The 16,839-nt window shown below is 41.4% G+C and carries 9 protein-coding genes; all 9 read right to left on the reverse strand.

What is annotated here, in order from left to right:
• Positions 1-87: 87 nt before the first annotated feature.
• Positions 88-2,952 carry an accessory Sec-dependent serine-rich glycoprotein adhesin gene (locus H7U02_RS09400; protein WP_201043242.1) on the reverse strand — a complete coding sequence of 955 codons (2,865 nt, stop codon included), beginning with the start codon at positions 2,950-2,952 and terminating at the stop codon, positions 88-90.
• A 454-nt stretch (positions 2,953-3,406) separates the two neighbouring features.
• A complete protein-coding gene (locus H7U02_RS11635) occupies positions 3,407-9,217 on the reverse strand; it encodes an accessory Sec-dependent serine-rich glycoprotein adhesin (RefSeq protein WP_201043244.1) in 5,811 nt (1,936 codons plus the stop codon).
• Positions 9,218-9,711: 494 nt separating this feature from the next.
• Entirely contained in the window at positions 9,712-10,713 is a 1,002-nt protein-coding gene (locus H7U02_RS09410; protein ID WP_002883536.1) for a sugar transferase, read from the reverse strand.
• A 38-nt stretch (positions 10,714-10,751) separates the two neighbouring features.
• Positions 10,752-10,976 (reverse strand): accessory Sec system protein Asp5, encoded by a 225-nt coding sequence (asp5, locus tag H7U02_RS09415; protein WP_002883546.1) that lies wholly within the window; start codon positions 10,974-10,976, stop codon positions 10,752-10,754.
• 4 nt (positions 10,977-10,980) lie between these two features.
• A complete protein-coding gene (gene asp4 / locus H7U02_RS09420; protein ID WP_002883547.1) occupies positions 10,981-11,160 on the reverse strand; it encodes an accessory Sec system protein Asp4 in 180 nt (59 codons plus the stop codon).
• Entirely contained in the window at positions 11,153-12,505 is a 1,353-nt protein-coding gene (gene gtfB, locus H7U02_RS09425) for an accessory Sec system glycosylation chaperone GtfB (protein ID WP_201043246.1), read from the reverse strand. The genes asp4 and gtfB overlap by 8 nt, the downstream gene beginning before the upstream one ends.
• Positions 12,502-14,010 (reverse strand): accessory Sec system glycosyltransferase GtfA, encoded by a 1,509-nt coding sequence (gene gtfA / locus H7U02_RS09430; RefSeq protein ID WP_201043248.1) that lies wholly within the window; start codon positions 14,008-14,010, stop codon positions 12,502-12,504. Before gtfA ends, gtfB begins: the two co-directional genes overlap by 4 nt.
• 12 nt (positions 14,011-14,022) lie before the next feature.
• Positions 14,023-16,398, reverse strand: coding sequence for an accessory Sec system translocase SecA2 (secA2, locus tag H7U02_RS09435; RefSeq protein WP_201043250.1), 2,376 nt, complete (start codon positions 16,396-16,398; stop codon positions 14,023-14,025).
• A complete protein-coding gene (gene asp3, locus H7U02_RS09440; protein ID WP_201043252.1) occupies positions 16,391-16,837 on the reverse strand; it encodes an accessory Sec system protein Asp3 in 447 nt (148 codons plus the stop codon). The genes secA2 and asp3 overlap by 8 nt, the downstream gene beginning before the upstream one ends.
• Positions 16,838-16,839: the final 2 nt, after the last annotated feature.

Consider the following 16,839-nt stretch of genomic DNA (forward strand, 5'->3'; position numbering starts at 1 on the left):
CTCTATTTTTTTTTTTGAAACTGAGACCGACGAGATTTTTTATTTCGTCTTTGATTCACTTTCTGAAGTTGAATCTGAGTTAGATTCTTATTGTGACGCTGACGTTGATTCACTTTCTGAAGTAGAAACTGAGTTTGACTCTGATTGTGATGCTGACTTTGATTCACTTTCTGAAGTAGAAACTGAGTTTGATTCTGATTGTGATGCTGATTTTGATTCACTTTCTGAAGTAGAAACTGAGTTTGACTCTGATTGTGATGCTGATGTTGATTCACTTTCTGAAGTAGAAACTGAGTTTGACTCGGATTGTGATGTGCTTACTGATTCACTTTCTGAAGTAGAAACTGAGTTTGACTCGGATTGTGATGTCGATGTTGATTCACTTTCTGAAGTAGAAACTGAGTTTGACTCGGATTGTGATGTCGATGTTGATTCACTCTCTGAAGTTGAAACTGAGTTTGATTCGGATTGTGAAGCTGAAATTGATTCACTTTCTGAAGTAGAAACTGAGTTTGACTCGGATTGTGATGTTGACGTTGATTCACTTTCTGAAGTTGAAACTGAGTTTGATTCGGATTGTGATGTCGATGTTGATTCACTTTCTGAAGTAGAAACTGAGTTCGATTCGGATTGTGACGCTGACGTTGATTCACTTTCTGAAGTAGAAACTGAGTTTGACTCGGATTGTGATGATGATGTCGATTCACTCTCTGAAGTTGAAACTGAGTTCGACTCGGATTGTGACGCTGACGTTGATTCACTTTCTGAAGTAGAAACTGAGTTCGATTCGGATTGTGACGCTGACGTTGACTCACTCTCTGAGGTTGAAACTGAATTTGATTCTGATTGTGACGCTGACGTTGATTCACTCACTAAAGTAGAAACTGAGTTTGATTCTGATTGTGAAGCTGATGTTGATTCACTCTCTGAGGCTGACTCTGAGTTTGAGACTGACTGCGATTCAGATACTGACTCACTCTCTGAAGCTGACTCGTAATTTGAGATTGATTGAGAAATCGATGTTGATGCACTTTCAGATGCTGAAGTTGAGTTCGATTCAGACTGTGATGTTGACGTTGACGCACTTTCTGAGGCTGAAGTTGAGTTCGATTCAGACTGTGATGTTGAAGTTGATGCACTTTCTGAGGCTGAAGTTGAGTTCGACTCAGACTGAGATGTTGAAGTTGATGCACTTTCTGAAGCTGAGACTGAATTTGACTCTAACTGTGATGCGCTCACTGATGCACTTGTTGAGGCACTTTCAAAAAGACTTTCTGAAACACTCTCTGAAAGGGATGCTGATGCTTCCTCTGATTGAGAAAGAGAAGATGAGACAACCTCTGACTCAGATGCTGAAACTGATGCAGATTCTACCTTACTTGTTGATACAGATTGAGACTCTACTGTTGAAGTACTTTCTACGATGCTTTGAGATGTACTTAAAGATGCACTCGTTGTATCAGCTTCAGATTCAGACTCGATAACCTGACTACCATTAAAGAAGTTAACGGCAATCGTATCTGTCTTACCTGCATAAGGTGAGAATGTGAAGGATGTATCATCACCAGTGATTTTAGCAGTCCAAGTTGTTGTCAGACCATAGCTTTGTTTAGCCTGGTAACCATTCATTTGGAAACCATTTGACCAAGTGAGACCATTTCCTTGAGTTGTTACTGGTGTTGTATTAGCCTTAGGATTTGCAATTTGGTTACCATTTTTATCTGTAATATAAGACGTTACAGTTGTTGGAGGAGTAAGTCCCTTACCTAAAGTAAACATCGTTTGTGTTGATGTTCCTGTATTATAGATAGAATATCCAGGACTCATCTTCGAAATATTCCCAAGGGTTGATGTTGCAGGATTAACATAGGAAACAGTGTAGACAAAATTCAGATTTGTTCCGTCATTTGTCACTTTCAATGTATAGTAAATTGGAACATTATAGTTTGAGTCTGTTCCAGTTCCTGTATACACCTTAGTTTCACCAGTCGCTAGGTTAAGGTTTGAAGTGATAGCTGGAGTGCCATTCACTGTAGAGTTGCCATTGAAACCAGCATTTGTCAGCTTGGTCATCATGTTATCGACGGCATTACCAAGACGCTCACGCTGTTCTGCGTAAGCTACGCTTGTTGCTGATGCCGCAATCAAGGTCGTTGACTTAGTGACTTCTTCTTGAACTGTTGTGATAGCAGTTTGGATCTCAGCCTTAGCAGCTGTGTCTGTCAATTTTGCTTGGTAGTTTTTAGCGATATTAACGAGCAATTCTGCTTCTGAAACGTTTTGATCCAAGACAGTTTTCTCATCATCTTGGCTTGCAGTTTCTGAAGCAACTGAGCTTGCTGAAGTTGCTGAATCAGAAGCTGATTCTGAGTTTGAACCACTTGTACTTTCAGTTTGTGATTGGCTATTAGAAGTTGAATTCTCTTTGCTGAGTGATGCAGATTCAGAGATAGCTTGTGACAATTCAGCAGAAATTGATTGAGACACAGATTCTGATACTGAAACTGATGCTTCTGTGCTTGCTTGAGCATCAACTGAAGAGCTTGTAGACTCTTGGCTTGTTGATGCTACTTCTGAAGTTTCAGAAGCTGGTGCTGCACTCAATACCACTGACTCAGAGTTGGCTGCCACATCTTGATTAGCAGTTACTTGGCTTTCCAAAGCCGGAGTTGTCGTCTCTTCCGCTTGAGCAGTGTAAGTCGCTACTGCTCCTCCAGCTACTGCACCTGCTGCTGCAATTCCTTTAAGGAGAGCTTGCCCTGAGAGAAGCGGTGTTTTTTCTTCAACACTTTGCGCTGAAACTGATGGTGCGTCTGTCCCACCTTTAACAACCTTGAAAAGTCCAAAGTTAGATGTCGCAGCACGAAGCCATTGCTTACCTGATTTAATCAACTTAAAACGAGTCACGCGATCAGTTTCGCGGTATTCCCCTTCATTTCTTCTAAAAAACATATCTACTCCATTCTGTTTTTATGAATTAAAACTCACTGACAAATTTTATCATAAAATTCTTGTAAGTTCTAATATAAACTATTATTTCCCTCAAAAATGATTGCAAACGCTTTATGCTGTATAAATACTGAAAATGCTTATTTTATAGTATTTTCATCCACCTTACATTTTGTAAAACAAAACTTAAAGTTGTCTTAAAATTCAAAGTCTACTTCTTCCACATCTAAGATTTTAGCTTACTAAACTAAGCCTTTACTCTCTAATACTAAGCCTAAATGAGACTTAGACTAACGTTTAAGACACCCTCTCTCATTTTCAAACACGACAAAAAGACACATCCCATATCGGAATGTGTCTTTTTAGAACGAAGCTAATCGGCTTATTCTTACTTAAGAGTAGTTAGTTTTTATTAGGACTAGTCACTCATAAGTTTTAGGGGTAAGTCGAAGGAATATTATTCCTCAGTTTTTTTGCGTTTTGCCGCAAGAGCCAATCCAGATGCAGTTGCAAGCAATCCAAGAGCTGCTGTAGCTGCTACGTTAGACTCTTCACCAGTGTTTGGCAATTGTGCCATTTCTTGTGCAGGTTTAACTGGAGTAGCTTTAGCTGGAGCTTTAGGAGCTGGATCAACTGGTTTACCTGGAGTTGGTTGTTCAGGTTTACCTGGAGTTGGTGTTACTGGTTTTTCTGGAGTTGTATCGACAAGTTTGTAAACGTAAGTTACGTTCTTATCACCTTCGATAACTTTACCAGTTACTGGGTCAGTTGTTGTCAAGTGACCATCTCCATCTACAGAACCTACTGGGTAGTTACCTTGTGGTACCAATTCGTAAACCTTACCATCAGCAGTAACAATTGTCTTAGGACGGTTATCAATTACTGTATCGTAATCTTTACCTACTGGTTGACCAAATTCATCTGTTACAGATTGTTTAATAGTGTTACCATTTTCATCTACATAGTGAACGTAAACATTACCCTTAGGTTGTGCTGGTTGTTCTTTGAGTTTGTAGATGTAAGTTACGTCTTTACGTCCTTCGATAACTTTACCTGTTGTAGCGTCAGATGACTCAAGGTGACCTTGTCCATCAACTTTACCTACAGTGTAGTTACCTGCTGGTACCAATTCGTAAACTTTACCATCAGTTGTTGTGATAGTCTTAGGACGATTGTCTACTACTGTATCGTAGTCTTTATCGACTGGTTGATCTTTTTCATCAACAACTGAAGTCTTGATTGTGTTACCTTCAGTATCTTTATAGTGAACGTAAACGTCACCTTTCACTTCTTTGTAGACGTAAGTGATGATTGAACGTGGTTTATCAACTTTACCTTTAATTGGGTCAGATGATTCAAGGTGTCCATCGCCATCAACTTTACCTACTGGGTAGTCACCTTTCGGTACGATCTTGTATGTCTTACCGTCTGGAGTCTTGATTGTATTAGGTTTTTCACCTTCCTCAGTTGTGTTATATGGAGTATCATATGGTGAGTTTGGTGTGTCTTGACGAGGTTTCTTGATTTCTTTACCTTTTTCGTCTACGTAAGTGATGATTACGTCACCTTCTTTAGGTTTCGTTGGATCTTCTTTAAGTTTGTAGACGTAAGTTACGTTCTTGTCGCCTTCGATAACTTTACCTGTTGTAGCGTCATCACCTGTCCAGTGACCTTGTTCGTCGACTTGACCTACTTTGTAGTTACCTGCTGGTACCAATTCGTATGTCTTACCTTGGAATTCGATTTCTTTTGGACGGTTATCTACAACTGTATCGTAGTCTTTACCTACTGGTTGATCTTTTTCATCTGTTACAGATGCTTTGATTGTATTACCATCAGTATCTACATAGTGAACGTAAACATTACCCTTAGGTTGTGCTGGTTGTTCTTTAAGTTTGTAGATGTAAGTAACATCTTTACGTCCTTCGATAACTTTACCTGTTGTAGCATCTGATGACTCAAGGTGACCTTGTTCGTCAACTTGACCTACTTTGTAGTTACCTGCTGGTACCAATTCATATGTCTTACCATTGTATTGGATTTCTTTTGGACGGTTGTCAATTACTGTATCGTAATCTTTATCAACTGGTTGATCTTTTTCGTCAGTGACATCATCTTTAATTGTGTTACCGTCAGTGTCTTTATAGTGAACGTAAACGTCACCCTTCACTTCTTTATAAACGTAAGTGATTGTTGATTTAGGTTTATCAACTTTACCTTTAATTGGATCAGATGATTCAAGGTGTCCGTCACCGTCAACTTTACCTACTGGGTAGTCACCTTTTGGTACGATCTTGTATGTCTTACCGTCTGGAGTCTTGATTGTGTTAGGTTTTTCACCTTCCTCAGTTGTGTTATATGGAGTGTCATATGGTGAGTTTGGTGTATCTTGACGTGGTTTTTGGATTTCTTTACCATCATTCTCACGGATGTAAGTGATGATTACTTCACCAACTTTAGGAGTTTCACTTTCAGACATTGATTCAGAAATTGAAGCTGAAGTTGATTCTGAGCTTGAAAGTGATTCTGAAACTGAAGTTGAAGTTGATGTAGATTCTGAAAGGCTAGCAGATGCTGAGTATGATTCAGAAGCTGATACTGATTCAGATACAGAAGTTGATTCTGAAGAGCTTGCTGATTCTGATGCAGATACTGAAGCTGATGCGCTTGCTGATTCTGATGCAGACGCTGACTCAGATGCGCTTGCTGATTCTGATGCAGATAATGAAGCTGATGTGCTTGCTGATTCTGATGCAGATGCTGACTCAGATGCACTTGCTGATTCTGACGCAGATGCTGATTCTGATGCACTTGCTGATTCTGAATCACTCAATGAAGCTGATTCTGATGCAGATGCTGACTCAGAAGAAGATGTTGATTCAGATTCTGAGTTATTTGTAACAATTGAAGTTGACTCAGAGAGTGAAAGTGAAACTGAGATAGATTCTGAAGTTGAAACTGACTCAGATGCACTTGCTGATTCTGATGCAGATGCTGACTCTGATGCGCTTGCTGATTCTGATGCAGATACTGAAGCTGATGTGCTTGCTGATTCTGATGCAGATGCTGACTCTGATGCGCTTGTTGATTCTGACGCCGATGCTGACTCAGATGCGCTTGCTGATTCTGATGCAGATACTGAAGCTGATGTGCTTGCTGATTCTGACGCAGATACTGACTCAGATGCACTTACTGATTCTGATGCAGATGCTGACTCAGACGCTGAAGCTGAAGCTGATTCTGATGCAGACGCTGATTCTGACGCAGACGTTGATGCTGACTCAGACGCTGATGATGAAGCTGACTCAGATGCACTTGCTGATTCTGATGCAGATGTTGATGCTGACTCTGATGCAGATTCAGACGCACTTGCTGATTCTGATGCAGATGTTGATGCTGATTCAGATGCTGACGCTGAAGCTGATTCTTGTGCAGATGTTGATGCTGACTCTGATGCAGACGCTGAAGCTGATTCCTGAGCTGATGTAGAAGCTGATTCTGATTGTGATTCAGATACACTTGCTGATGCAACTTCTGATTGGCTCAATGATGCAGATGCAGATTCAGAACGAGATTGCGATTCTGATGTAGTATCAGATGCTGATTGTGAAAGACTTGCAGAAGTCGATTGTGATACAGACTGTGATTTAGACACTACTTCTGATTCTGATTGTGACACTGATTGTGATTTAGAAACCACTTCTGATTCTGATACAGATTGTGACTTAGATGTTACTTCTGATTCTGATTGTGACACTGATTGTGATTTAGAAACCACTTCTGATTCTGATACAGATTGTGACTTAGACGCTACTTCTGATTCTGATGAAGATTGTGATTTAGACACTACTTCTGACTCGGATTGCGAGTTTGATACAGAGTTTGAGAATGATTGTGATTGAGAAGCTGATTCTGAATCACCCAATTTCTCGAAGTAATAGTTCACATCAGTTGATGGTTTAACTGCTGACGGAATTGAGTAGTTGTTTGAGAATGAAGTATAACCTTTTAGATTAGTGTAAGTAATGCTACCGTCTGGTTGCGTTACTTTAGAATCGGCAACGATATCAGCATTACGTCCGGCAATCAAGTTCCATTTATTATTTCCTTGACCAGCTGGTGTCAATGATGCGTCTGGTGCACCAGTAAACGGTTTATCAAAAGCTTCAGTCAGTTTTGTTTCATCGTGCGTAAGGTTAACTTTTTCTGTATTAGAAAACCAACCAGTAATAACGAGCGATTTGCTTCCAGCAGTTTCAGTGACATCAATATGGTAGTCACCGTTTTTACTGTTTACTCTTGTAACTTTAGACTCATCAGCCTTCCACTCTTCACCAGCTTTATTTACTTTACTTGTGTAAATAAGTGTGTATTTCGATACATCTTCTGTACCAACATCACTTGAAGTGAAGTTGCTTACTTGTGATGGGTCAAGAGCATAGAATTTTGTAACAGTTGAACCTTCCGTATCAACGATTTCAGAGATACGTTTTACATAGTAGTGGTTTGCTCCACCTTGTAGTTCGACCAATTTTTGACCAACAACACCCTTACCAAGGATACCAGATGTTTTTTGAGTTGAGTCAGTTGTTGCTGCTACATGTTTGTAACCAAGGATGTCACGGTTGCCAGAAGCTGTAAATTGTTGACCTGCAAGACCGGTTTGTGTATAGCTTGCTAAATCTGTTTCATTTCCAGTAGGTTTGTATAATTGACCTGGAGTAGAACTTCCTTGGATAAGCTTATAGTGAGTTGTTTGATCAACTGTTGCATAAGGAACAGAAGTTTGAACGTTTGGCTTGTCTTCACCTACGTTACCTGGGTAGTTGGTATCACGGATTTGAAGCGTTTCATACTCAAGGTTAGCATTTACCAATGAGAAGGTAACGTTACCTGGATCAGTTCCGTTAGCACCTTTGTAAGTCAAAGTGTTAGTTACATCAGAGTTGTTGTTAGTGATGTAACTTGGAAGTGAGATGTTGCTTTCTCCAGCTTTGATGGTACGAGTGTAAACCTCTGATCCATCAGATTTCTTCACAATACGCAAGTAAACATCTGGATTAGCTGAAAGGCTACCAGTGATGGCTGAACGATCTACTGAAAGAGTAGCATAATAATCAAAGTTTGTTTTAGCTCCAGTAGCGTGGTTAGTTTTAAGGAATTGCCATACACCGAAAGTGAAGCGATCAGTGTTTGGATCCAAAGCATATCCAGCTTCGTTGAATTCAGGATCTTCAATCGTTGCACCATTAGCGTTTGAGATAACTGGGTTAGTATCTACGCTACCAGCAGTGCTTGTTGAGATTGGAGCCAACTGTGCAGTCACTGCTGCAACACCGTTAACTACTGAGTTACCTGTGAAGCCGTTGTCAGTGATTTTAGTCATCATGTTGTCAACAGCATTTCCAAGCCGCTCACGTTGTTCTGCGTAAGCAGCGTTTGTTGCTGATGCAGCAAGCAAGGTTGTTGATTTAGCAACTTCTTCTTGAACTGTTGCGATAGCAGTTTGGATTTCAGCTTTAGCAGCTGTATCAGTCAACTTAGCTTGATAATCTTTAGCAATATTTACAAGCAATTCTGCTTCTGAAACGTTTTGATCCAAGATAGTTTTTTCATCTTCTTGAGTAGCTGTTTCTGATGCAGTTGCAGCTGTTGAAGTTGCTGATTCTGAAGCTGAAGATGATTCTGAGTGTGAACCACTGTTGCTTTCAGTGTGTGATTGGCTTTCAGATGTTGAGTTCACTTTGCTAAGTGAAACAGATTCTGAGATAGCTTGTGACAATTCTGCTGATACAGATTGTGATACTGAAACTGAAGCGTCTGTGCTTGCTTGAGCGTCAACTGAAGAGCTTGTAGACTCTTGACTAGCTGATGCTGGAGCTTCTGAAGCTACTGTTTCGGATACTGGAGCAGCGCTCAATACAGCCGCCTCAGAGTTTGCCAATACGTCATGGTTTGTAGTTGCTTGGCTTTCCAAAGCTGGTGCAGTTGTTTCTTCGGCTTGAGCAGTGTAAGTTGCTACTGCGCCACCGGCCACAGCACCTGCTGCTGCAATCCCTTTAAGAAGAGCTGTACCTGAAAGAAGAGAAGATTTTTCTTCTACATTTTGAACTGTTACTGACGGAGCATCTGCGCCACCTTTAACAACTTTGAAAAGTCCAAAGTTAGATGTTGCAGCACGAAGCCAGTTTTTACCCGATTTGATAAGTTTGAAGCGAGTCACGCGATCAGTTTCGCGGAATTCACCTTCGTTACGTCTAAAAAACATATTTACCTCCTAAAAAATATGAGTTATTTCCTAATCTGGAAATTACATTTTATAATATAACACAAGTTGACTAAAAATTGTTCTTTTTTATCTCATTTTCTTCAAAAAAATGTAAGGTTTTCGCAATTCTGAATTTTCTGATTACTATAAACAATTACCCTTATTTTTATGTGCAAACGGTTGAAAACCCCTATTTTATGCTATTAATTTCTATTATTCTCATTTTTAAGCTGACTATCGTTCGGTTTAAAATTATCCAACAATTCCATTTTTGATAAATTGTCACACAATTACAATCAATTGTTTTAGGCGAATTCTTTACATCTGTTTAACTATTATTGGCTATTTTTTAACATTAATCCTAATTAGAGACAGCTCTTCCTTAAATCCTTAAGTCTAAAGTGAAAACGATTTGAATAATTTATAAAAAGTCAATTTATATGCTTAAAAGTCTACAAAAAAAGAATTACCTTCCGATAATTCTTTTTAGACTATTAACCAAGGGCCATTATAGCATCAATAAAAAGCTTCTTGATGAAATAACCATTGCTAATGAGGTAGGCAGTGTATTGTGCGTTAGCAACCATCTGGGCATACTGCTCTTCTGTACATTCTTGTACACAACGGTCTGCTTCTTCCAGACTCGAAACGACAAAGCCTAGGCCATGTTCTCTGACATAGTCAGCATTTGAAAGATAGTCAGGCACCACAACTGGCAAGCCTGCAGCTAAATAGGTAGAGAGTTTATAGGAAATATTCAACTTATAGTAATCAAGCTCATCTTCAGATTTTTCTGAATTCCCCCAGACAAGACCAAAACCTCCTTTAGAAAGGTCAAACAAGAGCTCCTGTTTATTACGCCAGCCTTCAAGTTGAATTCTGGAATAATCCTTGTCTTCTTCTTTTTCCGCATAGACATGAAGAGGTGTCTCCTGCTGCCAGTTGAGAATGTGGGGGAAACGAGTTGGATTACCAGCAAAGATGAGCTTCTTTTGGAAGCTTGGTTTGTGCAAGTCAAGGTTATGAGGCAAATCCCAAAGTTCCTGGATAATAATCTTTTTGACCGTTAACCCTTCCTCAATGAGTCGATCACGCATTTGTTCTGATGGGACAACGACGACATCACAAAGATTGTACATCTCAATGTAGTTAGGCATGAGGAAATAATTACTAGGAAACATTATAGGTGGAACATCATGGATGAACATCACAAGTTTGGTTTGCACTGCCCTAAATTTATGAATGAGGCTAGTGTCCCAAGCGACACTATTCCACGACGGCGACTGGAAGAAGACAATATCGCCATAGCTCACTCCTGCCACAATACCATCAAGGCGGGAATTTAATTCACCACTTGACTCCTGGCTATTATCGTAGAAATAGATTGCTAATTCATTGGCACCAAGCTCCTTGGCAATCTTCATGGTATCATTTTGGGCAATCAAGGCCACACTACGTGGGGACTGCCCAAATAAATTCGTAAAATGTACACGCATACATACTTCTTTCTATTATATGGTAGGAAGTCCTCTACTTACTTATAAGAAACAATCATAAAAATAAGTAAGAGGATAAAGAGGGCTATGCTGATAGCCAAGGTCAACATTTTTCGAATCGGTTGGCTAGCCCAATAACTTGGTTTACCGATATTACTAGTGGCATCCGTTGAGAAAATCTGCGTTTGACGCGGTTGGATGGTCACTAGGACGATAAGGGCAACCGAAAGAATCACTGCTAGAACCATAAATACTAACATCATAAGACTACCTCAACAAACCAATAAGGGTGAAGATCAAACCGATGATAATAACAAGTCCGAGCATGATTGAAAAGCTCTTGTTGATCTTCTCTCCTCTGGTTTCTTTTTCTTTTGTGATAGGCTTTTGCTTGAGTTCTTCCATACGGCCTTCAACGTCACCGTAGAATAAATCTTTTTTAGACATGATTTCCTCCTAAAAGTGATTGTAAGCGGTCGGCCAACTCAGAAGCAGTCAGAGTATTGGCTTGAGCTTCTTGAGCTTGCATGGCCTCTTGCATGGCTTGATTGTCGCTTAGGACCTGCTTAATCTTGGCAACCATAGCTGGATAGTTCTGACTGGCATAGATATGCTCTGGTGCTGTATAGACAGGTCCATGAGCTGTTTCTGAAAAGGCCAAAATCAATAATTGGTGTTCAAAGGCAGTTCGCGTCGCCTTGTACAATTCATTATGATGGTTAATGTCCAAATAGAGGTCAGACTCTTGATAGAGCTTGTCCAACTGCTTGTGACTAGCATTTGGATGGAGCACAACGTTTGAATAACGCATCATCGAGAGCAATCTTGGGGACATCTCAGTGACTGCCGCAATCTGGAAGGTCACATCAGGGAGTGACTCAACCAAGGCTTCTAAACGCTCAATTTGGTCTGAATTGGTTGCAATAAAGGCATTACGAGGTTTGCCATGATTTTCCTTGAAGTCATAGGCATAGCCAAGTGACAAGACCTTATGTTTTTTATCCTCAGGCACCAGCGTCAAGGCTTTTTCATAAGTCACCTTATCAGGAATGATGATGACATTGGCTCTGGCTGAATTATCCTCTAAGATACCATTCATATTGCCTGGTAGGATATCACCCAGTGGCTCTTGCCAGATCAGAATATCAGTTGCCCCTGTATTTTCCATAGTCCATGAGACGATGAAAGGTGTCGCCAAGCTATTAAAGATAATGTGGTCGATATCACCAAAGACCTGAGCTAGAAAGGCTTTGATAAATTCGGTACGGTTGGCAAAACGACGAAGAGCTTGTCCTGGTAAGGTCAAGAGAATATCACCGGTGAGATGATTTTCCAAGATACGTTCGTCGCCTTCTTTGGTTTGGTAGCTGGTAAAGAGTGCCTGACCATTCTCATCATGAGTGGTCTTGGCAAAGCAGAAACCGTACTTGTTATAGTGGTCCACTTGGCGAATCTTACCTGACTTGTCCAACCATTCGACACTTTTGACGATACGAGCCTTGCTACCTTCAGGGTAGGTGATGCGAGCACGTTCTTCGGTGAGATTAGACACACGCGCCATCTGATTGTTCCCTGAAATTTCCCAAAAGGCTGGCACAGGAACTTGGTTGAAAAAGCATGGTTTGCCTGTTTCCTCGTCCGCTTCTACATAGTAGGTGAAAGGAGAGAGAGCTCCTTGAGGGAGGAATCCATCTGGATTGATGACAACTGTTGTGGCATCGTAGCCTGCTGCCTGAAGAGAGTAAGCCAAATCCTTACTGGCTTGATTGTAGTAATCACATAAGAATATCATGAGCGTACCTCCTCAAGTAACTGTTTCCAAGCTACCTTGACTTGACTAGTCAAGAATCCTTTGGCAAGGTCATAAGATTTTTGACGCATGGCCTCGATATTGCCTTCTTCATAGAGACGGACAATGGCATCCTTATAGGACTTGGTGATAACATCCACAACATGATTTTCAGCGACAGGGAGGAGATAACCGTTGGCCCCATCTTGAATAAAGGTTTGATTCCCGTAAGGAACGTCAAATCCAATCATCGGAAGACCTGAGCCAACCGCCTCCATGAGGGTGAGTCCAAAACCTTCACTGGTTGAAGCTGTCAGGTATACCTCGTACTGGCTATAAATGTCAGTCAAGTCAGCATGGCCCATGAGTCGGATATAGTCGCCAGCTTGTGCTTCGACAATAATCTCACGTAATTTGGCATCCATGCTACCACTACCGTAGATATCAAAAGTGATATCAGGCAGGGTCTTATGAACCTCAATAACCGCACGAACCAACCAGTCAATGTGTTTTTCCTGAGCCAAACGTGAGGCCGTAATCATTGAGAATGGTTTACGTGGCTTGTCCTGTCCAACCAATTCAGGAAGACTTCCCACTGGAATGGTGTAAATCTTTGGATCATGTTTGGTGTAGCGACGGAATTGTTCCTGTAAGATTTCCTTCTGACGATCAGTCGCCACGATAAAGAAATCAACCTTGTCCGCATTGGTAAATTGGTACTCGTAATAGTTATTCCAGAGAATGTAGTTGTCATCAGTTTGATTGACACTAAAATGCTCAGCGTGAACAACGACGCCTAGGCGTGCAGCCTGTGCTTCTTCAAAGACCAACTGACCAATACCTGTTTCACGGTCCAAAATGACCACATCATCCTTGGTTAGGGCAAGACGTTTGAAGAAATAGCGAAGAAATTCTTGCTTACCATAGAGAACCTGATCAGGGAAACGATAGATATCCTGATTATTGTCTCCTACAATCATGTCATAGGCTGTAGACCCATCTTCGTTATAAAAACGACGTTGGTAAACCTTGGCTTGATTGTCCTTAGGCGCAGAATACTCACTGCAATAACGGGTGTAAGAGTAAAAGTCCTTGCGCAAGAGCTTGTCATTGACAAAGTAGCTCACTGTTTCCACAGCATCTTCGTCCATCGCACGAAGGTTACATGCCACCACCATATCATCTTGTGGATAATGGTAACGAATGAGGCGGCCAGCAACTTCCTTGCGCTCAGGATTGGCAGGTAAGATAGCCTCAATTTCTGCTAGGCTAATAGTCGATGGTGCAATCTTAACATCTGTAAAATAGCTATGGAGCCAGATGATTTCGTCGTCTGCAAAACCAATCTTGCTAGTCATATGCTCGATATTATCTCCAAGGATGAGATCCATAAAGACAAATTTTGCCTCTTGTCCCATTTCCCTGAAAATCTTGGCACGATAGGCCTGGGCATATTCGACACCACTGCTGGCCCAACCTATGCCTAAATTAATGTTATATACTGTCATAATTTCCTTATTTTATGGGAAATGGCTGATGATATCTCCTTTTTTAGTGACTTGCACCTGACTAAGGAGAAGATTACGAACCATATCCTTTCTGATTTGACGTTTCATGGCTTCAAAGCCCTTGTAAGCCTCTTGGTAATATTCAACAATCGGGTTCTTTTGACTAAGTTGTTGGCTACCAATAGCCATTTGAAGTTGTTGCAGATAGTCTACCTGCTCCACCCAGTTGTCATCCACAGCCTTAAGCATAGATAGGCGTTGGAAATACTCGTTTAGTTCCTTGGTTTTCAACTCCTGCTTCTTAGCATCAAGTTCACGATAGGCAAACTGGTAGATGAGTTCCAAGACTTCCTCACGATTGTCGAGGTCCAAATCCTTAGGAATTTCATTGATGCGGAAGCTGATATTACGCAAGATAAAATGGTAAAGATTTTCCGCTTTTGAGAAATCTTCTTCAGCCATAGCCTGGTCGATGAAGTCATCAAGAACCTCGTCGATAACAGTGTCCAAACCTTGATTGTGATAGATGAGGCGGTCACGTTGTGCATAAATCATCTCACGTTGGATGTTCATACTTTCTGCAAATTCAAGGGTCTGACGACGTGAGGTACGACCAGAACTTTCACTGGCTTCTTGGGCTTTTTCAACCAATTTACGGTACTTACGGCCTGTCAATTCCTTAGGCTCGATGTGATCACTAATGGCGTATTCTTTGTAAGTACGATGGACCCAAGATGGACCGTATTTTTTAATCACATCATCTTCAAGTGAGACGAAGAATTTAGACATACCAGGGTCACCCTGACGTCCAGAACGGCCACGGATTTGCAGGTCAATACGCTGACTTTCCATACGTTCGGTACCGATAACGACCAAACCACCGAGTTCAGCCACACCCTTTCCGAGCTTGATATCTGTTCCACGTCCAGCCATTGACGTCGCAACCGTCACGGCACCCATTTGTCCAGACTCAGCAATCATCTCAGCCTCACGTGGCGCATTGTTGGCATTTAGGAGGTTATGAGCAATTCCTTCACGCAAAAGCAAAGAAGAATAAAGCTCTGACATTTCCACCGAACCAACGAAAATCAAGATTGGATTGCCTTTTTCATGATAATGCTTAACATACTCTAAAGAAGCAAAGACCTTCTCTGGTAGGGTCGCATAAATCTTATCTGGGTAGTCGATACGTTGTTTCTTACGGTTGGTTGGGATTTGAATAACCTTCATGCCATAGGTATCGAGAAATTCTTTTTCCGCAACCTTACCAGTACCAGTCATCCCTGAAATTTTCTTGAATTTTTTAAAGAGACTTTGGTAGGTGATTGAAGCCATGGCTCTGGTTTCTTGTGACAAGGCTACTAATTCCTTGGCTTCGATGGCTTGGTGGAGGCCACCTTGGAGCTTGGTCAATTCCAAGAGACGACCTGTCGATTTATCAAGAAGGACCACTTCAGGCCCCTTCTTACCATCGCGAATGATGTAGTCCTTGTCCTTTTTATAGAGCAAGTGGGCACGAAGTGAAAAAAGCAAATGACGGGCAAAGGTACTATTTTCCTCATCATAAAGGTTGCCAATACCGAGGTAGTTTTCAGCAGCTTTGGCACCCTTAGTGGTCAACCAAACTTCACCTTTTTCCTCTTTGAAGATGTAGTCTTCACCCTCGACCAAGGTGGTCATAAGCGTATCCATCATTCCATAGTAGTTGGACTGAACACGGGGCGCACCAGAAATAATCAAGGGCGTCTGGGCACTATCAAGAAGGACAGAGTCTACCTCATCGACGATAGCATAGTTAAAAGGACGCATGTATTTCCCGTCTTGGTTAGAAGCAAGGTTATCAATCAAATAGTCAAAACCTAGACTGGCATTGGTCGTGTAAACGATATCTGATTGATAGATGGCACGCTTTTCAGTTGGTTCCATCTCATTACTGCCTTCCACACAAGGCACACCAATCGTCAAACCTAGGAACTCATAGACCTGACCCATTTCTTCGGCGTCACGGATAGCCAAGTATTCATTGGTCGTAACGAGGATAGCCCCTTCACCTGACAAGGCATTAAGGTAGACTGGCATGGTTGCCGTCAAAGTCTTACCCTCACCGGTATTCATCTCAGCGATATGGCCCTGGTGCATGACAATGCCCCCCATGACCTGAACGTCATAAGGAAACATACCTAGCACGCGCTTATCTGCTTCACGAACAACCGCAAAAGCTTCTGGCAGGAGGTCGTACAAGCTTTCTCCTTGGGCTAAACGCTCCTTAAATTCCTGCGTTTTATTTTTCAACTCAAGGTTGCTCAGACCAGCCATTTCATCGGCTAGGCCGTTGATTTCCTTGAGTATCTCCTTAACAGGGAGAATAGGATTCAGTTGTTTAAACATGTTCTTCTCCTGTTTCTTCCAGTTTTAAGCTGTAGAAATCCAGCTCTTTGACCCCAGCACTCAAGAGAGAAATACGATAGGTATAAGCCTCATGAGGGTAAATAAAGGTCATGTGGGTACTTTTTTCAATAAGCTGTTTGATTTCATTGCCATAACGGTCCAAAAAGCTGACTTTCAAAAAGACTGAGCCAGTTGGGACGGCTTCGAGATTGGCCGTCAAGTCGTAGCTATGCCCCTTTTTCAAAAGTGGGAGGGCAGGCTGGGTACGAGCAGCTTGATAGTTTTGGATGGCCACCCAAGACTGGATTTCCGTTCCAGATGGCACCAAAGGATTGTAAAATTGCACAGAACCATCTTGGCGTTTAACAATTTTTGAACCATACATGTAGGCTTTGTGGTTTAAGCCCCACAAGATTTCTGATTTCTTGTTTCTGAACATTC

This window comes from Streptococcus sp. 3.1, from assembly GCF_016648915.1.
Taxonomy (GTDB): domain Bacteria; phylum Bacillota; class Bacilli; order Lactobacillales; family Streptococcaceae; genus Streptococcus; species Streptococcus salivarius_E.